The following is a 20,101-nucleotide window of genomic DNA, read 5'->3' as shown; positions in this document are numbered from 1 at the left end:
CAATACATCTCTATCTCTTTGATCTACAATGCACTCAGTCTGAGAAAAAGCGCGTGTGAAAACCAGTGTAAACGATACCACTATTTTATCCCATGTCACACTTTTCGCGTCTCTGATATGCTATGGTTAATTCATACCATAAGCCTAATGGAGCGAAATATGCGAGTTCTGGTAACAGGTGGTAGCGGTTACATAGGAAGTCATACCTGTGTGCAACTGCTGCAAAGCGGCCACGATGTTGTCATTCTTGATAACCTGTGCAACAGTAAGCGCAGCGTGCTGCCGATCATTGAACGCCTTTCGGGTAAACAGCCGACTTTCGTGGAAGGCGATATCCGCAATGAAGCATTGATGACTGAAATCCTTCACGATCACGCGATTGAAACCGTTATCCACTTCGCGGGCCTGAAAGCGGTTGGCGAATCGGTGGCAAAACCGCTTGAGTACTATGACAACAACGTCAACGGTACCCTGCGTCTGATCTCCGCCATGCGTGCGGCCAACGTTAAAAACTTTATCTTCAGCTCTTCCGCAACCGTCTACGGCGATCAGCCAAAAATTCCTTACGTTGAAAGCTTCCCGACCGGTACGCCGCAAAGCCCGTATGGCAAAAGCAAGCTGATGGTAGAGCAGATCCTGACCGACCTGCAAAAAGCCCAGCCTGAGTGGAGCATCGCGTTGCTGCGCTACTTCAACCCGGTCGGCGCGCATCCTTCAGGTGATATGGGCGAAGATCCGCAGGGCATTCCTAACAACCTGATGCCGTATATCGCGCAGGTTGCCGTAGGGCGTCGCGATTCCCTGGCGATTTTTGGTAACGATTATCCCACCGAAGATGGCACCGGCGTGCGCGATTACATTCACGTCATGGATCTGGCCGACGGCCACGTGGCGGCGATGCAGCAACTGGCGGACAAACCGGGCGTGCATATTTACAACCTCGGCGCCGGGATTGGCAGCAGCGTGCTGGATGTGGTGAATGCTTTCAGTAAAGCCTGCGGCAAGCCGGTGAAGTATCACTTCGCTCCCCGCCGTGATGGCGACCTCCCGGCTTACTGGGCCGATGCCACCAAAGCGGATAAAGAGCTCAACTGGCGTGTCACCCGCACGCTCGATGAAATGGCACAGGATACCTGGCACTGGCAATCACGCCATCCGCAGGGCTATCCGGACTAAGGATTTGTCATGACGCAATTCAATCCCGTCGATCACCCGCATCGTCGTTTTAACCCGCTCAGCGGGCAATGGATTTTAGTTTCACCGCATCGCGCCAAGCGCCCCTGGCAGGGGGCGCAAGAGACGCCTGCCAAACAGACGCTGCCGCAGCATGATCCGGACTGTTTCCTCTGCCCGGGCAATACCCGCGTGACGGGCGATAAAAACCCGGACTACAAAGGCACCTTCGTGTTTACTAACGACTTTGCCGCGCTGATGACCGATACGCCGGACGCGCCGGAAAGCCATGACCCGCTGATGCGCTGCGAAAGCGCCCGCGGCACCAGCCGCGTGATCTGCTTCTCGCCCGATCACAGCAAAACGTTGCCGGAGCTGAGCGTGGATGCCCTGAAAGAGGTGGTCAGCACCTGGCAGGTGCAAACCGCGGAGCTGGGCCAGAGCTATCCGTGGGTGCAGGTGTTTGAAAATAAAGGCGCGGCGATGGGCTGCTCCAACCCACATCCGCACGGTCAGATCTGGGCGAACAGCTTCCTGCCGAACGAAGCCGAGCGTGAGGACCGACTGCAAAAAGCGTATTTCACCCAGAACGGTTCGCCTATGCTGGTGGATTACACCCAGCGTGAGCTGGCGGATGGCAGCCGTACCGTGGTGGAAACCGAACACTGGCTTGCGGTAGTCCCTTACTGGGCGGCGTGGCCATTTGAGACGCTGCTGCTGCCGAAAGCCCATGTTCAGCGCATTACCGAACTCAGCGACGCCCAGCGTGACGACCTGGCGCTGGCGCTGAAAAAACTGACCAGCCGCTACGACAACCTCTTCCAGTGCTCCTTCCCCTACTCCATGGGCTGGCACGGCGCGCCGTTTAACGGCGAAGAGAATCAACACTGGCAGTTACATGCACACTTCTACCCGCCGCTGCTGCGCTCAGCAACGGTACGTAAATTCATGGTGGGCTATGAAATGCTGGCGGAAACCCAGCGCGACCTGACGGCGGAACAGGCGGCAGAACGTCTGCGTGCCGTTAGCGACGTCCATTACCGCGAATCAGGAGTCTAAAAATGAGTCTGAAAGATAAAACACAATCCCTGTTTGCTGAAAAATTTGGCTACCCTGCCACCCATGTTATCCAGGCGCCAGGCCGCGTTAATCTGATCGGCGAGCACACCGACTATAACGACGGTTTTGTCCTGCCGTGTGCCATCGACTACCAGACGGTGATCAGCTGTGCGAAACGCGACGATCGTCATGTGCGAGTAATCGCCGCGGATTACGGCAACGAAATTGACGAATTTTCCCTCGATGCGCCGATCGTGACCCACGACAGCCAGCAGTGGTCGAACTATGTTCGCGGCGTGGTGAAGCACCTGCAAAAGCGTAACAAGAATTTCGGCGGGGCCGATCTGGTGATCAGCGGCAACGTGCCGCAGGGGGCGGGATTAAGCTCTTCCGCATCTCTGGAAGTGGCGGTCGGCACCGTGTTCCAGCAGCTTTATCATCTGCCGCTGGACGGGGCGCAGATCGCCCTGAACGGTCAGGAAGCGGAAAACCAGTTCGTGGGCTGCAACTGCGGCATTATGGATCAGCTGATTTCCGCGCTGGGCAAGAAAGAACACGCTTTGCTGATTGACTGTCGCTCCCTCGGGACCAAAGCGGTTCCGCTGCCTAAAGGTGCGGCTGTGGTGATCATCAACAGCAACTTCAAACGCACCCTGGTGGGCAGCGAGTACAACACCCGTCGCGAACAGTGCGAAACCGGCGCGCGCTTCTTCCAGCAGCCAGCCCTGCGTGATGTCTCACTTGATGAATTTAACAAGGTCGCCCACGAGCTGGACCCGGTTGTCACGAAGCGCGTGCGCCATATACTGACCGAAAATGCCCGTACCGTAGAAGCCGCCTCCGCGCTGGCGAAAGGTGACCTGAAACGGATGGGCGAGCTGATGGCCGAATCGCATGCCTCCATGCGTGACGATTTCGAAATCACCGTGCCGCAAATCGACACCCTGGTTGAAATTGTGAAAGCCACGATTGGCGACAAAGGCGGCGTGCGTATGACCGGCGGCGGATTTGGCGGGTGCGTCGTCGCCCTCGTGCCGGAAGAGCTGGTCCCTGCCATTCAGGACGCGGTGGCTAAACAGTACGAAGCCAAAACGGGCATCAAAGAAACTTTCTATGTCTGCAAAGCATCACAAGGAGCCGGACAGTGCTAAACGAAACACCAACACTCGCACCGGATGGTCTGCCGTATCGCCTGTTAACCCTGCGCAACAGCGCCGGGATGGTGGTTACGCTGATGGACTGGGGCGCAACGTTACTTTCTGCCCGCGTACCGATGCCTGACGGCAGCGTGCGCGAAACCCTGCTCGGCTGCGCATCGCCGGAGCAGTATATCGAGCAGACCGCTTTTCTGGGCGCATCCATAGGCCGCTACGCTAACCGCATCGCCAGAAGCCGGTTTACGCTGGACGGCGTAACGTATTCCCTGCTTGCCAGCCAGGGCGAAAATCAGCTGCACGGCGGCCCGGAAGGGTTTGATAAACGTCGCTGGAAGATTGTGCAGCAAAATGACGGTGAGGTCTGGTTCTCTCTGGACTCCCTCGATGGAGACCAGGGCTTCCCGGGCAATCTCACCGCAACGGCGCGCTTCACCCTGACCGAAGATAATCGCATCGCCATTGAGTACCGCGCGACCGTCGATAAGCCGTGCCCGGTCAACCTGACTAACCACGCCTATTTCAACCTTGACGGTAATCAGACCGATGTCCGCAGCCACAAACTCCAGATCCTGTCGGACGAGTATCTGCCGGTCGATGAGATGGGTATCCCTTATCAGGGGCTGAAACCGGTAAGCGGTAATAGCTTTGATTTTCGTCAGCCGAAAAGCATCGCCCAGGATTTCCTGAGTGATGACGATCAGCGCAAGGTGAAAGGCTACGACCATGCTTTCCTGTTGCAGGCGAAAGGCGATCTTTCTCAACCTGCCGCACAGGTCTGGTCTGCTGATGAGAAGTTACAGATGACGGTCTACACCACCGCCCCCGCCCTACAGTTCTATTCCGGTAACTATCTGGAGGGTACCACGGCGCGCGAACATGACGCCTACGGCGCCTGGCAAGGACTGGCGCTGGAGAGCGAGTTCCTGCCGGACACGCCTAACCATCCTGAATGGCCGCAGCCGGACTGCGTGCTACGTCCGGGTGAAGAGTACGTAAGCGTCACCGAGTATCATTTCATTCCGCGCGCTTAATGTCCGGCGGCGCACGGGCCTACAAATGTAGGCCTGATAAGCGAAGCGCCATCCGGCAAAAAAGCCTGGCCCTCACCGCGAGGGCTTTTTTATCTCCGCCTTGCTGAAAATAGCGGCGATCGCAGACAAAATCATAACCCTGGATTCACATGCATCTTACACTCTCGAACTATTTTCGCTATGGTTAGGGTTAAGCGTTGCTGCTGGCACAGTCACGGCAATATAATGAGAATTGTTATCATTCAAAATGCTTGAGGAGTAAGAAATGGCTAATACTAAGCTTGTCCTGGTGCGCCACGGCGAAAGCCAGTGGAACAACGAAAACCGCTTCACCGGTTGGTATGACGTTGATCTGTCCGAGAAAGGCGTGAGCGAAGCAAAAGCGGCAGGTAAACTGCTGAAAGAAGAAGGCTTCACCTTTGACTTTGCTTACACCTCTGTGCTGAAACGTGCCATCCACACCCTGTGGAACATTCTGGACGAGCTGGATCAGGCCTGGCTGCCGGTTGAGAAATCCTGGAAACTTAACGAGCGTCACTACGGTGCGCTGCAAGGTCTGAACAAAGCGGAAACCGCAGAAAAATACGGTGACGAGCAGGTTAAGCAGTGGCGTCGTGGTTTTGCGGTCACGCCTCCAGAGCTGAGCAAAGATGACGAGCGCTACCCGGGCCACGATCCGCGTTACGCGAAGCTGACTGAGGCTGAACTGCCGCAGACCGAAAGCCTGGCGCTGACCATCGACCGCGTTGTGCCTTACTGGAACGAAACCATTCTGCCACGCCTGAAAAGCGGCGAGCGCGTCATTATCGCTGCTCACGGTAACTCCCTGCGTGCGCTGGTGAAATACCTGGACAACATGGGTGAAGATGAAATCCTCGAGCTGAACATCCCTACCGGCGTGCCGCTGGTGTACGAGTTCGACGAAAACTTCAAGCCAGTTAAACATTACTACCTGGGTAACGCCGACGAAATCGCTGCAAAAGCGGCGGCCGTGGCGAACCAGGGTAAAGCGAAGTAATATTCGCCGGACATAAAAAAAGCGTGGAGAAATCCACGCTTTTTTATTACCCGCAACAAACTTAGCCGCGACGCGCTTTTACCGCATCCGCCAACTGACGCAGGATCGCATCGGTATCGTCCCAGCCAATGCAGGCATCCGTCACGCTCTTACCGTAGACCAGCGGCTCGCTGCCCTCCAGGTTCTGGTTGCCTTCAACCAGATGGCTCTCAATCATCACCCCAATCACTGCGCGTTCACCGCTGGCGATTTGCTGACACACATCTGCGCCGACTTCCATCTGCTTTTTGAACTGTTTGCTGGAGTTGGCATGGCTGAAATCGATCATCACCTGCGGTGCCAGACCTGCTTTCTCCAGCCCTGCTTTTACCTCCGCTACGTGTTTAGCGCTATAGTTAGGCTCTTTACCGCCGCGCAGTATGATATGGCAATCGCCATTACCGCTGGTATTCACGATAGCCGAGTGGCCCCACTTGGTCACCGACAGGAAGCAGTGCGGCGCGCCCGCCGCATTAATGGCGTCAATGGCGACCTTGATGGTGCCATCAGTGCCATTTTTGAAACCCACCGGGCATGACAGGCCAGACGCCAGCTCGCGGTGAACCTGAGATTCAGTCGTACGCGCACCAATAGCGCCCCAGCTCATCAGGTCAGCCAGATACTGCGGGGTGATCATATCGAGGAATTCTCCGGCAGCAGGCAGCCCGCTGTCGTTGATCTCCAGCAGCAGCTTACGCGCAATGCGCAGGCCGTCGTTAATCTGGAAACTGTTGTCCATATGCGGATCGTTGATTAACCCTTTCCAGCCCACGGTGGTACGCGGTTTTTCGAAATAAACGCGCATCACGATTTCCAGTTCGCCTTTCAGCTCTTCACGCAGGGCGAGCAGACGCGACGCATACTCTTTGGCCGCAGCAGGATCGTGAATGGAGCATGGCCCGATCACTACCAGAAGACGATCGTCGCTACCTTTCAGGATCTTGTGGATCGCCTTGCGGGCATGAGACACCGTGTTGGCGGCATTTTCGGTGGCGGGGAATTTTTCAAGGAGCGCTACGGGAGGTAATAACTCATTGATCTCTTTAATGCGTAAATCGTCGTTCTGATAATTCATCTTCTTTCCGGCTCTGCCATATCTTTAGTAATGAAAGCAATCCTTTCAATCTAACTTGTCGGCCACGAAGTGTAAACGGGCTTTTACACTTCGCGCAGATAATTCCTGGAATTCGCCTAAAATACGCAACAAAATAGCGAAAAATGAGATCTGGCCTAAGCTTTTTACTTGTAACGACTGTTTTTAAATATTTATACGCGATTCCATCCTGACATAATTCAGGAGTCCGGAATCTTTCGCCACTGAACAAGATGCACTGTTGGAGAATGTTATCCAGCGTAACGATAAGAACAGGAGCACCATGATGAAAATGACGAAACTGACTACGCTTTTCCTGACGGCAACCCTTACCCTGGCAAGCGGTAGCGTACTGGCTGCTGATGCAGGCTCATCCGGCAGCAACGGCGACGCGAATGCCGCTGCCGAAGCAGGCCAGGTTGCGCCGGATGCAAAACAGAATATCGCGCCAAACAATGTTGATAACAGTAATATCAACACGGGCAATACCAATACTGGCGGGACGAACACAGGCACGATGAACCATGAGGGTATGACTACCGACGAGGTGCATAAAAACTCAGTCTGTAAAGACGGGAAATGCCCGGACCCGAATGACAAAGTGGGCAGCGATGCCAATACCAAAACGGACGGTACTACCCAGTAACCTTCCATAAGGTAAAACAGGGAGAGCGAATGCTCTCCTTTTTTATTTAAGCTCTTAAAAACGCTACACTAAAAATAATAATAAATCAGGAACGATACCATGGCGCACTCCCACTCCCATTCCCACTCCACTGGCGATGAAAATGCCAAACGGCTTTTGCTGGCTTTTGGCGTCACTGCCACCTTTATGATTATTGAGGTCACAGGCGGGCTGATATCCGGATCGCTGGCGCTGCTGGCCGATGCCGGGCATATGCTGACCGACGCTGCCGCGCTCCTGTTTGCTCTGCTGGCCGTGCAGTTTGCCCGTCGCCCTCCCAATACCCGCCACACCTTTGGCTGGCTCAGACTGACCACGCTTGCCGCCTTTGTGAATGCGATTGCACTGGTGGTCATTACTATTCTTATCGTCTGGGAGGCTTTTCAGCGCTTTCGGCATCCACAACCGATAGCCGGGACGACAATGATGGTTATCGCCATTGCCGGGTTGGTCGCCAATATTCTGGCGTTCTGGATATTGCACCGCGGCAGCAGTGAAAAAAATCTGAACGTACGGGCCGCGGCGCTTCATGTGCTGGGCGATCTGCTGGGTTCTGTTGGTGCGATTGTGGCCGCGCTGATCATTATGGGCACGGGCTGGACCCCTATCGACCCGATTCTTTCCGTGCTGGTATCGTGCCTGGTATTGCGCAGCGCCTGGCGGCTACTGAAGGAGAGCGTAAATGAGCTACTGGAAGGCGCGCCCACATCACTGGATATTGGCGAACTGAAGCGCAACCTGAGTCGTTCCATTCCTGAAGTCCGTAACGTTCACCACGTTCACGTCTGGCTGGTGGGTGAGAAACCGCTGATGACGCTGCACGTTCAGGTTATTCCGCCCCACGATCACGATGCGTTGCTTGAACGTATTCGGCATTTCCTCGAGCATCACTATGAGATTGCGCACTCCACTATCCAGATGGAGTACCAGCCTTGCAGCGGGCCAGACTGCCACCTTAACGAGGCGCAGTCCGGCCACTCACACGCACATCATCATTAACGGGAAAGCGCGCGAGAGCCACGCTCACGCGCGCTGTTAATCCACATGCGGCTGCCGTTGAGAGCAATGAAGGTCAGGAGCATATACTCCAGCGACATGGCATAAACGCCCTGAAGGGCAAAAATCACCACGCTAATCACGTTAATCACCACCCACAACAGCCAGTTCTCAACGTATTTACGGGTCATCAGGATCATTGCGGCAATCGACAGCACCATCATGCAGGAATCCCAGAACGGGAAGGCATCCGGCTGAAGCTCAGGCATCGTCACGTTCAATCCCAGTCCCGACATCACCGAGACCGCCACGCGCGTCAGGAAGGCAAATACCGGATCAATAAAGACGGTCATAAAGCCGATAGCCACCACGCAGGCCGCGAACCAGGCGATGGCTTTAGGCAACGGCAGCCAGCGGATTTGCAACTCCGCCTCCTGCTGGCTGTTTTGCCGAGACCAGGCGTACCAGCCATAGATATTGGCCGCGAAGAAGAACAGCTGTAGAAGCAGGCTGGCGTAGAGCTGGATCTGGAAGAAGATGATCGCAAACAGCGTGACGTTTATCAGCCCGAACGCATAGTTGCTGATCTTCTCAAGGCTGGCCAGCCAGATACAGAGTAAACCGGCCAGCGTACCCACCGCTTCAATCCACGACAGGTCATAGCCGCCCGCACCAATCGGGATATGAACCAGGATGTTCTGTGTGCTAAAAAAATCCATTTTTTCTCCGGGGCGTAATAAGTTAAGTACGTAGTGTAGCCGCAAAATCCAGCATACGGTTAAGTGGAATTAACGCGCCTTCACGCAGAGCGGCATCCACGTGGATCTCATGCGCTGCGCCACCGTTCTCAAGCGCCTCCGAAATCGCTTTGAGCCCATTCATCGCCATCCACGGGCAATGCGCGCAGCTTCGGCAGCTCGCCCCTTCTCCGGCGGTTGGCGCTTCAAGCAGCTCTTTTTCCGGCACGGCCTGTTGCATTTTGTAGAAGATACCGCGATCGGTCGCCACGATGAGCTGCTTGTGTGGCAGCGTTTTTGCCGCGTTAATTAACTGGCTGGTTGAGCCGACGGCGTCCGCCATGTCGACGATCGACTGCGGAGATTCCGGGTGCACCAGTATCGCGGCCTGCGGGTATAAGCCTTTCATCCGGGTCAGCGCCTGGGTCTTGAACTCATCGTGGACGATACAGGCCCCCTGCCAGCACAGCACATCCGCACCGGTCTGTTTTTGTACGTAGTTTCCCAGGTGACGATCGGGCGCCCAGATGATTTTCTCCCCCAGGCTGTCCAGATGTTCAATCAGCTCAACGGCGATACTGGACGTCACTACCCAGTCCGCCCGGGCTTTCACCGCCGCAGACGTGTTGGCATAGACCACCACGGTACGGTCAGGGTGGGCATCACAGAAGGCGGTGAACTCATCAATCGGGCAACCGAGGTCAAGGGAGCAGTCGGCATTCAGCGTCGGCATCAGTATGGTTTTTTCCGGGCTGAGAATTTTTGCCGTTTCGCCCATGAAGCGCACACCTGCAACCAGCAGCGTGGAGGCAGGATGTTTAGCGCCGAAACGCGCCATCTCCAGCGAGTCTGAGATACAGCCGCCCGTCTCCTCTGCCAGCTGCTGAATTTCCGGGTCAGTGTAGTAATGCGCCACCATCACCGCATCACGCTCTTTAAGAAGGCGCTTAATTTTCTCACGATAGAACTGCTTCTCATCCCGGCTTAGCGGCGCTGGCTTCGGCGGGAAGGGATAGATTGCGGTTTCGGGATCAAACATCACACTCATTATGGCTTCTCGTTTTACTGGCTTAACAATATTGCCTTTGTTTTGCGGTAGATAGCAAAAATGACGGCAATGGTGTTTTATATACTAAACAAGATAGCGAATATTAGGTGGAATGTCATCGGGAATTGGTGCCGGCAGCATTTGTCGGGTGGCGGCTTCGCCTTACCCGACCTACAAAGCACTGGGGAACGACAGATAGCAAAAAGGCGCCTTTAGGGCGCCTTTTTACATTGGTGGGTCGTGCAGGATTCGAACCTGCGACCAATTGATTAAAAGTCAACTGCTCTACCAACTGAGCTAACGACCCCTTACGGGATGTACTTCAAATCTATTCAGGCTGGTGGGTCGTGCAGGATTCGAACCTGCGACCAATTGATTAAAAGTCAACTGCTCTACCAACTGAGCTAACGACCCATTCGGGTGTTGCCTGAATTATCACTCGGTACCAATAAAATTGGTGGGTCGTGCAGGATTCGAACCTGCGACCAATTGATTAAAAGTCAACTGCTCTACCAACTGAGCTAACGACCCGAGTGGTGGGTGATGACGGGCTCGAACCGCCGACCCCCTCCGTGTAAAGGAGATGCTCTACCAACTGAGCTAATCACCCACTCTGTGCTGCCGGAACTGCTTTAAGTGGTGGGTCGTGCAGGATTCGAACCTGCGACCAATTGATTAAAAGTCAACTGCTCTACCAACTGAGCTAACGACCCACTTTTGCGCTGCTTTCACGTTGTTTGATATCCCGTGGCAACGGCGGCATATATTACTGATTTAAGAATTCTGCGCAACAAAAATTTCGATGAAGATCACTTAACTGCTTAGGAATCATGCTGCACGACCAGAAATAACGCGATTTCTGGTCGTGCGATAATCAACCCATCGAACTCAAACGTTTTTGTGCCTGTTTGGCGCCGTCTGTACCCGGGAATTTCGCAACCACCTGCTGATAAACCGCTTTGGCTTTTGCAGTGTCGCCTTTGTCCTGCATGATCACGCCGACTTTATACATCGCATCAGGCGCTTTCGGTGATTTCGGGTAATTTTTCACCACAGAGGCAAAATAAAACGCCGCATCATCCTTTTTACCCTTGTTGTAATTCAACTGACCCAGCCAGTAGTTCGCATTTGGCTGGTAAGTGGAATCAGGGTACTTCTTAACGAAGTTCTGAAACGCAACGATAGCATCGTCCTGGCGCGATTTGTCCTGCACCAGGGCAATGGCCGCGTTGTAGTCCGTATTCGCGTCACCGCTCTGTACAGGCGCACCAGACGACGCGGAGGCATCTGCCGCAGGTGCAGGCGTCGCCGCACCGCTTTGATCGCCTGCTGCTGGCTGTGCTGCTGCTCCGCCGCTGTTCAGGCTATCCATCTGCAACAAAATTTGCTTCTGGCGCTCCACAACCTGATTAAGCTGATACTGACTCTCCTGGATCTGACCACGAAGGGAATCAATATCATTCTGGTTATCGGAAAGCTGCTGCTGGAGTTGAGTTAAAAGCTGGCTGTGAGCGTTAGAAATACGCTCGAGTTGAGTGACTCGATCTTCTACCGAGCCTGAGCCGACACTACTGATTGGTGCCTGAGCAAAAGCGGCCCAGGGGGCCGCTATTCCAACCAGTAACGACAGACTCATCAGATGATGTCTGAAGTTACTGCTCATGCAATTCTCTTAGTAAACGAGTACGGCACGACGGTTTTTGGAGTAAGCCGCTTCGTCGTGACCCAGTACTGCTGGTTTTTCTTTACCGTAAGAAACGATGGAGATCTGGTCAGCAGAAACGCCTTTACCCTGGAGGTACATTTTAACAGCGTTTGCACGACGTTCACCCAGGGAGATGTTGTACTCCGGAGTACCACGTTCGTCCGCATGACCTTCTACGGTGACTTTGTAAGACGGGTTGCTACGCAGGAAGTTTGCGTGCGCATCCAGCATTGCAGCGAAGTCAGAACGAATGTCGTATTTATCCAGATCGAAGTAAACGATGTTGTTCTGCTGTAACTGCTGCATCTGAAGACGCGCTTGCTCTTCAGAAGACATATTGCCATTGCCGTTAGCGTCCATACCGGTGCCGGCACCCATCATGCCTTCGCCGCTCTGGTCATTGCTTGCGTTCTTGTTAGAAGAACACGCTGCGATTGCCATAACAGGCAGAGCGATCATCAGCCCCTTCAGCACTTTGTTCAGTTGCATTTCTAAGATTCCTTTAGTAATCAATTAATTATTATTACAGATACGGCGACCAGGCAGGTGATTTTACCTGTCCATCAGTTGCCGGAAGACGCGCTTTGAAACGCCCATCTGTAGAAACCAGATTCAGCACGGATCCCATCCCCTGAGAAGAGCTGTAGATTACCATGGTGCCGTTAGGTGCCAGACTTGGCGTTTCATCCAGGAACGTTGACGACAGTACTTGTACGCCCCCCGTTACCAGATCTTGTTTGGCAATGTGCTGCTGACCACCCGCAGTACTGACCATTACCATTGTTTTACCATCGGCACTGACGTCAGCATCCTGGTTCTGAGAACCTTCCCAGGTAATACGCTGCGCTGCTCCGCCGTTGATATTCACTTTATAAACTTGTGGACGACCTGCCTGGTCAGACGTAAATGCCAGATTCTGGCTGTCCGGGAACCAGGTTGGCTCAGTGTTGTTGCTACGACCATCCGTGACCTGACGGATCTGACCAGAACCAATATCCATCACGTACAGGTTCAGGCTACCGGTTTTAGAAAGGGCAAACGCCAGTTTGGTACCGTCCGGAGAGAACGCAGGCGCACCGTTGTGACGCGGGAATGACGCAACCTGACGCACAGCACCGTTAGACAGTGTCTGGATAACCAGCGCGGAACGGCCGCTTTCGAAGGTCACGTACGCCAGCTTAGAGCCATCCGGAGACCATGCCGGAGACATCAGCGGCTGTGGTGAACGGTGTACGGTGAACTGGTTGTAACCATCGTAGTCAGAGACGCGCAGCTCATAAGGGAACTGGCCGCCGTTGGTCTGTACTACGTACGCGATACGGGTACGGAACGCACCTTTAATACCGGTCAGCTTCTCAAACACTTCGTCACTCGCAGTGTGGCCTGCGTAACGCAGCCACTGCTTGTTCACCTTATACGTGTTTTGAGCCAGAACGGTACCCGGCGCACCGCCAGTATCCACCAGCTGATAAGCGACGTTATAGCCGCCGTCTGGCGCAGGAGTAACCTGTCCGACAACCACGGCATCAATACCCAGTGCAGACCATGCAGCAGGTTGAACTTCCTGAGCTGTACCCGGCTGCTGCGGCAGACGAGAACGATCCAGGGGGTTAAATTTACCGCTGTTACGCAGGTCAGCTGCAACAATGCCGCCAATATCTTCAGGCGCAGCGCCCGGGCCTGCCCACTGGAACGGAACGACACCGATTGGACGCGCTGAGTCGTTCCAGTCGGTAATGTCGATGCTTACTGTGGCATGCACTGCTGACGTCAACAGTACTAAAAAACCAAAAGCTAATCGTAATGCCTGCTTCATCATATCTCCCTTATCCGAACAATAAGTCCTGGATAATTTAGCAGAAGGTTAACAAACTCAAATACACAAAACTATCAGAACCCGATAACAGCAGCTCTGCTTATGGCTTAAAGTTCAGCGAAGCGTCTTTGAACACTTCATAGACAGCCTGTGATGGAGGTTTTGGCAGTTTTGCCTGATTCACTGCCACAAGTGCAGCCTGGCATAACGCTTCATCTCCCCCTTCTGACTCAACGCTCAGCACCATACCATCCGTAGCCAGTTTAATATGCAGTCGGCACGTTTTCCCGGTATAGAGCGATTTATCGTTAAGTCTGCTGGCAATAGCCGCGGCAATCTGATTCTTATAGTCGTTGATCTCAGCGCCAGAAGCACCGTTGTTCTTAGTGTTACCACTTCCTGCCGGTGCTGCGTTACTTCCTTTCGCCCCTCCGCCCGTTTTCGGTGCATTCTTACCGGAGCTCAGATCGCCCAGCAGATCGTCAACCCCTGCGGCAGCGGCTTTTTCCGCAGCAGCGGCCTTCTTAGCTGCGGCTTTTTCAGCAGCAGCTTTCTTATCAGCAGCGGCTTTCTCAGCTGCCGCTTTTTTTTCCGCAGCGGCGGTTTTTTCTGCCGCAGCTTTCTCGGCGGCGGCCGCTTTTTTCGCAGCATCGGCAGCCGCTTTCTTCTCTGCTTCCTGCGCAGCTTTTTTGGCGGCTTCCGCTTCGGCTTTCTTCTGTGCGTCAGCGGCCGCTTTTTTCGCCGCTTCGGCTTCTGCTTTCTTCTTCGCATCAGCAGCGGCTTTCTTCGCAGCTTCGGCTTCCGCTTTCTTCTGCGCATCAGCAGCCGCTTTCTTCGCGGCTTCTGCGGCTAACTTAGCCTGAGCATCTGCCTGCGCCTTCGCGTCTGCCGCGGCTTTGGCTGCCGCCTCTTCCGCCTGCTTCTGCTGTTCCTGAGCTTTCTTCGCTGCGGCTTCAGCCTGTTTCTGCTGCTCCGCCTGCTCTTTAGCGGCTTCCTGCGCCTGCAAACGCTCTTTCTCAAGCTGCTTCAGACGTTCCTGCTCGGCGGCCTGCTTTTCACGCAGCTCTTCCGCCTGCTGTTGCGCCTGTTTTTCACGCTGTTCTTCCGCGCGTTTTGCGCTCGCCTGCTGCTGTTGCTGGCGATTATAGTTCTGCACTACCGCACCGGGATCCACCATGACGGCGTCGATGGACGAGCCCCCATCGCCGCCTGATGCATCAAGGTGCTCATCGAACGAACTCCAGATCAGCGCTGCAAAAAGAAATACGTGCAGCACTGCGGAGACGATTATCGCTCGCTTAAGCTTGTCGTTTTGTTCGGTTGCCTTTGACACTATCGGTTCCCAAAAACTACGCAGATGATCAAATAGGCTGAGTCATTAAGCCAACTGACTTAACGCCCGCGCTATGTAGCAAGTTCAGCGCTTTGATAATTTCATCATATGGTACGTCTTTCGCACCACCGATTAAGAAGACCGTCTTCGGATTTGACTCCAGACGTCGTTGCGCTTCAGCAATAACCTGCTCTGGCGGAAGCTGATCCATACGATCTTTCTCTACCACCACGCTGTACTGCCCTACGCCGGAAACCTCAATGATGACCGGAGGATCGTCATTGGTGCTTACCGCCTGTGATTCTGTCGCATCCGGCAGATCAACTTCCACGCTCTGGGTGATGATGGGCGCTGTCGCCATAAAGATCAGCAGCAGCACCAGCAGCACGTCCAGTAACGGAACGATATTGATTTCGGACTTGAGCTCGCGACGACCTCGTCCACGCGATCTGGCCATGGTTTACCCCTTGTTGCTCTCGGTGCTGGTAAACGCCTGACGATGCAGAATCGCGGTGAACTCTTCCATAAAGTTGTCGTAGTTCAGTTCCAGTTTGTTCACGCGCTGGTTCAGACGGTTGTACGCCATTACCGCCGGAATTGCGGCGAACAGACCGATTGCGGTCGCGATCAGTGCTTCTGCGATACCCGGTGCAACCATCTGCAACGTTGCCTGCTTCACCGCCCCCAGGGCGATAAAGGCGTGCATGATCCCCCACACCGTACCAAACAGGCCGATATACGGGCTGATGGAGCCAACGGTTCCGAGGAAAGGAATATGCGTTTCAAGATTTTCCAGTTCGCGGTTCATGGAGATGCGCATCGCACGCGACGCCCCTTCTACCACGGCTTCCGGCGCATGGCTGTTAGCGCGATGTAAGCGAGCGAACTCTTTGAAACCGCTGTAGAAAATTTGTTCGGAGCCTGAAAGGTTATCACGGCGTCCCTGGCTTTCCTGGTACAGACGAGAAAGCTCAATTCCCGACCAGAACTTATCTTCAAACGCTTCGGCTTCGCGGCCAGCGGCATTAAGGATACGCGTTCTCTGGATGATGATGGCCCAGGATGCGATTGAAAAACCAATCAAAATCAACATGATAAGTTTAACCAGAAGGCTTGCCTTCAGGAACAAATCAAGGATATTCATGTCAGTCACTGCTTAAACTCCGCGACAATAGACTTAGGAAGCGCACGAGGCTTCATTATGGTTGGATCAACACAGACAATCAGGACTTCAGCTGAGTTCAGTACCGTGTTCTCTGCATTGACTATCCGCTGCGTGAAAACCAGTGAAGTTCCGCGCATTGATGTAATTTCTGTTTGAACTTCGAGCATATCGTCGAGTCTGGCAGGCGCAAAATACTCAAGCGTCATCTTGCGTACCACGAAGGCAACTCGCTCAGCCAACAGCACCTGTTGACTAAAGTGATGATGGCGCAGCATCTCTGTGCGTGCCCGTTCATAAAAAGCAACGTAGCTGGCGTGGTAGACCACACCACCGGCATCGGTATCTTCGTAATAGACACGTACCGGCCATCGAAACAGCGTTGTATTCACTTTACATCCCGGTAATACAAGAAAAGTTGGAGCTTTCAAACTTCGCTACTATACGCGCGGGAATGATGGTTTGGAATGGGGGAAAGTAAACGGAGAGTAAATTTTTATGGGCCATGGTAAGCCCATAACGTTAACGGACATTTCTTATTCAGAAGAAGAAGAAAATCAAACCGGCGAGGAGAACCAGATCGGCAATCAGTGGGCAGAAGATGCCCTGCCAGTGTAGCGCTTTCGGACGAAAGCCGACACCGTGAATCACGCCTGCGCACACCGCCCACATAATCAGGAAGCCGTGCCAGATTTCAAGCTCGCTGGTTTTCGCCGCGAAGCGCGACGGGTCCCAGAAGATACAGCCTGCCAGCAGTAATGCCATAATGAGGGAAAGCGCCCTCAGGGGGCGCTTATCCATTACCGCATATAAGGTTGCGATAATATTCATTAGTGCTTTTCTTCACCTGCTTTGGTCGCTTCTACATGCTCAAGCGCCAGGGCAGTGATGACACCAAACGCACAGGCAAGAAGCGTCCCTAAAATCCATGCGAAATACCACATATTCAGCTCCTTACTTAGTACATAGAGTGGGTGTTGCTTTCGATATGTTCTTTAGTGATGCGACCGAACATTTTCCAGTAACACCAGGTGGTGTAGAGCAGGATAATCGGTACGAACACGCAAGCAACATAGGTCATTAAGTTCAGCGTCAACTGACTGGACGTTGCATCCCACATGGTCAGGCTGGCATTCATCATGGTGCTGGATGGCATTACGAACGGGAACATCGCAATCCCCGCCGTCAGGATGATGCACGCCAGCGTCAGTGAAGAGAATACGAACGCCAGAGCGCCTTTCTCCAGACGAGACGTCAGCACGGTCAGCAGCGGCAGCAGCACACCCAGAGCCGGGATAGCCCACAGCGCAGGAGTATTGTTGAAGTTCACCAGCCATGCACCGGCCTGACGCGCCACTTCTTTGGTCAGCGGGTTAGACGGTGCAGTATGGTTGATCGCGGAGGTCACCACGTAACCATCAATACCGTACACCACCCACACGCCAGCCAGCGCGAAGCAGACCAGCGTCACCAGCGCCGCCACCTGAGCGGTAGCGCGGGAACGCAGGTGCAGTTCACCTACGGTACGCATCTGGAGATAGGTTGCGCCCTGGGTGATGATCATCGCCACGCTCACCACGCCCGCCAGCAGACCAAACGGATTCAGCAACTGGAAGAAGTTACCGGTGTAGAACAGACGCATATATTCGTCGACGTGGAACGGTACGCCCTGCAACAGGTTACCGAACGCCACACCAATGACCAGCGGTGGAACGAAGCTACCGATGAAGATGCCCCAGTCCCACATGTTACGCCAGCGGGTGTCTTCAATCTTGGAACGGTAGTCGAAACCCACCGGACGGAAGAATAAAGAGGCCAGCACCAGAATCATCGCCACATAGAAGCCGGAGAACGCAGCCGCGTAGACCATCGGCCAGGCAGCGAACAGCGCGCCGCCTGCGGTGATCAGCCACACCTGGTTACCGTCCCAGTGCGGGGCGATGGAGTTGATCATGATTCGACGCTCGGTGTCATTACGACCGAGGAAACGGGTGAGCATGCCCACGCCCATGTCGAAACCATCGGTGACCGCGAAACCAATCAGCAGAACACCGATCAGCAGCCACCAGATAAAACGCAATACTTCATAATCGATCATTTGATGACTCCTGTCTTAGCGTGCCGGCTGAGTAGTCGCAACAGACTGCTCGTAGTGATAGCGACCGGTTTTCAGGCTGCTTGGGCCAAGGCGCGCGAACTTGAACATCAGGAACAGTTCAGCCACCAGGAACAGGGTGTACAGACCGCAAATGAGCAGCATGGAGAAGATCAGGTCGCCTGCGGTCAGGGAGGAGTTCGCTACCGCTGTTGGCAGCACCTCACCGATCGCCCACGGCTGACGGCCATATTCCGCAACAAACCAGCCGGACTCGATAGCAATCCATGGCAGTGGGATACCGTAAAGCGCGGTGCGCAGCAGCCATTTTTTCTCACCGATACGGTTACGAATGACTGACCAGAACGAGGCCGCGATGATCAGCAGCATGATAATGCCGCAACCCACCATGATGCGGAACGCGAAGTACAGCGGCGCAACGCGTGGAATAGAGTCTTTGGTTGCCATCTGAATCTGCGCTTCCGTCGCGTCAGAGACGTTCGGGGTATAGCGTTTCAGCAGCAGACCGTAACCGAGGTCTTTCTTCACGTCGTTAAATTGATCGCGAACGGCCTGGTCGGTAGAGCCGGCGCGCAGCTGTTCCAGCAGCGAGTAAGCTTTCATCCCGTTACGGATACGCTCTTCATGCTGCACCATCAGATCTTTCAGGCCAGTCACCTGTTTGTCGACGGAGCGCGTGGCGATAATACCCAGAGCGTAAGGAATTTGAATGGCGAAGCGGTTTTCCTGCGCTTCCTGGTCAGGCACGCCGAACAGGGTAAACGCTGCCGGTGCCGGCTGGGTTTCCCATTCAGCTTCAATTGCGGCGAGTTTGGTTTTCTGCACGTCGCCCATTTCGTAACCGGATTCATCACCCAGAACAATAACGGACAGAATCGCGGCCATACCGAAGCTTGCTGCAATAGCAAAAGAACGCTTGGCGAACGCGAAGTCACGGCCGCGCAGCATATAGTAGGAGCTGATGCCCAGCACGAACATCGCGCCGCACACATAGCCAGACGCCACGGTGTGAACGAATTTAACCTGGGCAACCGGGTTCAGGACCAGCTCAGCGAAGCTGACCATCTCCATACGCATGGTTTCGAAGTTGAAATCAGATGCGATTGGGTTTTGCATCCAGCCGTTCGCCACCAGGATCCACAGTGCGGACAAGTTGGAGCCTAATGCCACCAGCCAGGTTACCGCCATATGCTGGACTTTACCCAGACGGTCCCAACCGAAGAAGAACAGACCTACAAAGGTGGATTCGAGGAAGAAGGCCATCAGACCTTCAATGGCCAGCGGCGCACCGAAAATATCCCCCACATAGTGGGAATAGTAAGACCAGTTTGTCCCGAACTGGAACTCCATGGTCAGACCGGTTGCCACGCCCAGCGCAAAGTTGATACCAAACAACTTGCCCCAGAACTTGGTCATATCTTTATAAATCTGTTTGCCGGAGAGGACGTAAACCGTTTCCATGATGGCCAGCAGGAACGCCATACCGAGCGTCAGCGGCACAAACAGGAAGTGGTACATCGCGGTCAAGGCAAACTGTAAGCGCGACAGTTCGACTACGTCTAACATTATGACTCCTTGCTCATCGCATGAAGACTCCGAGAGTGAACCCCGTTAGATAAGGATCCACACGCATGCCCCAATACAAAGTTATCTGCTTCCCTTCTTCGTTGCTTATTCTCTACAAGAGGAAAAAGCAATGATGAAAGGTTACAAATACGTTAAGAAAAAACCAAATTGATCCCGTAAATATAATACGCTGCAAAACCCTTACAATAAACAGATTTTTATTCGAACAGATTTACGTTTTTCGACGGCGATCAATTTATAGCAAAATTACCACTTTTCGGCCATTTTGATCGGGAACAATTTAACGCCTTTTGGAGCCTTTTTCCAAGGATTAAACATTGATTTAAATCAAAAACGGCCAGAGCTG

General features: G+C 53.9%; 21 protein-coding genes and 5 tRNA genes. 7 read left to right on the top strand and 19 right to left on the bottom strand.

What is annotated here, in order from left to right:
- The first annotated feature begins 159 nt into the window (after positions 1–159).
- The 5 genes from galE (at position 160) to gpmA (ending at position 5,438) form a co-directional block, all read left to right on the top strand.
- Positions 160–1,176 carry a UDP-glucose 4-epimerase GalE gene (gene galE, locus O1724_RS07260; protein WP_096205566.1) on the top strand — a complete coding sequence of 339 codons (1,017 nt, stop codon included), beginning with the start codon at positions 160–162 and terminating at the stop codon, positions 1,174–1,176.
- Between the two features lie 9 nt (positions 1,177–1,185).
- Positions 1,186–2,232: a galactose-1-phosphate uridylyltransferase gene (gene galT / locus O1724_RS07255; protein ID WP_022650627.1), complete on the top strand. Its 1,047-nt coding sequence runs from the start codon at positions 1,186–1,188 to the stop codon at positions 2,230–2,232.
- 2 nt (positions 2,233–2,234) lie between these two features.
- Positions 2,235–3,383 (top strand): galactokinase, encoded by a 1,149-nt coding sequence (gene galK, locus O1724_RS07250; RefSeq protein ID WP_023324336.1) that lies wholly within the window; start codon positions 2,235–2,237, stop codon positions 3,381–3,383.
- Positions 3,377–4,420: a galactose-1-epimerase gene (galM, locus tag O1724_RS07245; protein ID WP_126296952.1), complete on the top strand. Its 1,044-nt coding sequence runs from the start codon at positions 3,377–3,379 to the stop codon at positions 4,418–4,420. Before galK ends, galM begins: the two co-directional genes overlap by 7 nt.
- A 265-nt stretch (positions 4,421–4,685) precedes the next feature.
- The gene (gpmA, locus tag O1724_RS07240; RefSeq protein ID WP_003858562.1) at positions 4,686–5,438 is read left to right on the top strand and encodes a 2,3-diphosphoglycerate-dependent phosphoglycerate mutase; all 753 of its coding nucleotides are present in this window, start codon (positions 4,686–4,688) and stop codon (positions 5,436–5,438) included.
- 61 nt (positions 5,439–5,499) lie between these two features.
- Here gpmA and aroG read toward each other — a convergent pair whose 3' ends face one another.
- Entirely contained in the window at positions 5,500–6,552 is a 1,053-nt protein-coding gene (gene aroG / locus O1724_RS07235) for a 3-deoxy-7-phosphoheptulonate synthase AroG (protein WP_003858564.1), read from the bottom strand.
- A 304-nt stretch (positions 6,553–6,856) separates the two neighbouring features.
- Here aroG and O1724_RS07230 point away from each other — a divergent pair, with 304 nt between their 5' ends.
- Positions 6,857–7,216 carry a protein YbgS gene (locus tag O1724_RS07230; protein WP_003858566.1) on the top strand — a complete coding sequence of 120 codons (360 nt, stop codon included), beginning with the start codon at positions 6,857–6,859 and terminating at the stop codon, positions 7,214–7,216.
- A 99-nt stretch (positions 7,217–7,315) separates the two neighbouring features.
- Positions 7,316–8,254 (top strand): CDF family zinc transporter ZitB, encoded by a 939-nt coding sequence (zitB, locus tag O1724_RS07225; RefSeq protein WP_022650624.1) that lies wholly within the window; start codon positions 7,316–7,318, stop codon positions 8,252–8,254.
- Here the strand turns inward: zitB and pnuC are convergent.
- The 18 genes from pnuC to cydA form a co-directional block, all read right to left on the bottom strand.
- A complete protein-coding gene (gene pnuC, locus O1724_RS07220; protein WP_023315654.1) occupies positions 8,251–8,970 on the bottom strand; it encodes a nicotinamide riboside transporter PnuC in 720 nt (239 codons plus the stop codon). The two genes, zitB and pnuC, sit on opposite strands and share 4 nt — an antisense overlap.
- A gap of 22 nt (positions 8,971–8,992) precedes the next feature.
- On the bottom strand, positions 8,993–10,036 hold the full coding sequence (gene nadA / locus O1724_RS07215) for a quinolinate synthase NadA (RefSeq protein WP_023315653.1): 1,044 nt from the start codon (positions 10,034–10,036) through the stop codon (positions 8,993–8,995).
- 231 nt (positions 10,037–10,267) lie between these two features.
- A tRNA-Lys gene (locus tag O1724_RS07210) sits at positions 10,268–10,343 on the bottom strand.
- A gap of 31 nt (positions 10,344–10,374) precedes the next feature.
- Positions 10,375–10,450, bottom strand: a tRNA-Lys gene (locus O1724_RS07205).
- A 41-nt stretch (positions 10,451–10,491) separates the two neighbouring features.
- Positions 10,492–10,567, bottom strand: a tRNA-Lys gene (locus tag O1724_RS07200).
- Between the two features lie 3 nt (positions 10,568–10,570).
- A tRNA-Val gene (locus O1724_RS07195) sits at positions 10,571–10,646 on the bottom strand.
- 27 nt (positions 10,647–10,673) lie between these two features.
- Positions 10,674–10,749: transfer RNA gene (locus tag O1724_RS07190), tRNA-Lys, on the bottom strand.
- Between the two features lie 161 nt (positions 10,750–10,910).
- Positions 10,911–11,699 carry a cell division protein CpoB gene (gene cpoB / locus O1724_RS07185; protein ID WP_003858574.1) on the bottom strand — a complete coding sequence of 263 codons (789 nt, stop codon included), beginning with the start codon at positions 11,697–11,699 and terminating at the stop codon, positions 10,911–10,913.
- A 9-nt stretch (positions 11,700–11,708) separates the two neighbouring features.
- Positions 11,709–12,230 (bottom strand): peptidoglycan-associated lipoprotein Pal, encoded by a 522-nt coding sequence (pal, locus tag O1724_RS07180; RefSeq protein WP_003858578.1) that lies wholly within the window; start codon positions 12,228–12,230, stop codon positions 11,709–11,711.
- 34 nt (positions 12,231–12,264) lie between these two features.
- Entirely contained in the window at positions 12,265–13,557 is a 1,293-nt protein-coding gene (tolB, locus tag O1724_RS07175; RefSeq protein ID WP_017384962.1) for a Tol-Pal system beta propeller repeat protein TolB, read from the bottom strand.
- A 100-nt stretch (positions 13,558–13,657) separates the two neighbouring features.
- Complete coding sequence (gene tolA, locus O1724_RS07170; protein ID WP_126296953.1) at positions 13,658–14,890, bottom strand: cell envelope integrity protein TolA; 1,233 nt, start codon at positions 14,888–14,890, stop codon at positions 13,658–13,660.
- Between the two features lie 28 nt (positions 14,891–14,918).
- Positions 14,919–15,347, bottom strand: a complete 429-nt coding sequence (tolR, locus tag O1724_RS07165; protein ID WP_003858589.1) for a colicin uptake protein TolR — start codon at positions 15,345–15,347, stop codon at positions 14,919–14,921.
- Positions 15,348–15,350: 3 nt separating this feature from the next.
- Positions 15,351–16,043, bottom strand: coding sequence for a Tol-Pal system protein TolQ (gene tolQ, locus O1724_RS07160; protein ID WP_003858590.1), 693 nt, complete (start codon positions 16,041–16,043; stop codon positions 15,351–15,353).
- Positions 16,040–16,444 carry a tol-pal system-associated acyl-CoA thioesterase gene (gene ybgC, locus O1724_RS07155; protein ID WP_003858593.1) on the bottom strand — a complete coding sequence of 135 codons (405 nt, stop codon included), beginning with the start codon at positions 16,442–16,444 and terminating at the stop codon, positions 16,040–16,042. Before ybgC ends, tolQ begins: the two co-directional genes overlap by 4 nt.
- A 148-nt stretch (positions 16,445–16,592) precedes the next feature.
- Positions 16,593–16,883 carry a cyd operon protein YbgE gene (gene ybgE / locus O1724_RS07150; RefSeq protein ID WP_003858596.1) on the bottom strand — a complete coding sequence of 97 codons (291 nt, stop codon included), beginning with the start codon at positions 16,881–16,883 and terminating at the stop codon, positions 16,593–16,595.
- Positions 16,883–16,996 carry a cytochrome bd-I oxidase subunit CydX gene (gene cydX / locus O1724_RS07145; protein WP_003858598.1) on the bottom strand — a complete coding sequence of 38 codons (114 nt, stop codon included), beginning with the start codon at positions 16,994–16,996 and terminating at the stop codon, positions 16,883–16,885. The genes ybgE and cydX overlap by 1 nt, the downstream gene beginning before the upstream one ends.
- Before the next feature lie 14 nt (positions 16,997–17,010).
- Positions 17,011–18,150, bottom strand: a complete 1,140-nt coding sequence (gene cydB / locus O1724_RS07140) for a cytochrome d ubiquinol oxidase subunit II (protein WP_003858599.1) — start codon at positions 18,148–18,150, stop codon at positions 17,011–17,013.
- A 15-nt stretch (positions 18,151–18,165) separates the two neighbouring features.
- The gene (gene cydA / locus O1724_RS07135; RefSeq protein ID WP_003858601.1) at positions 18,166–19,734 is read right to left on the bottom strand and encodes a cytochrome ubiquinol oxidase subunit I; all 1,569 of its coding nucleotides are present in this window, start codon (positions 19,732–19,734) and stop codon (positions 18,166–18,168) included.
- Between the last annotated feature and the right edge of the window lie 367 nt (positions 19,735–20,101).

The sequence above is a fragment of the Enterobacter cloacae complex sp. HYC074_NIDB genome, assembly GCF_056673345.1.
This window is presented reverse-complemented; position numbering and strand designations above follow the sequence as displayed.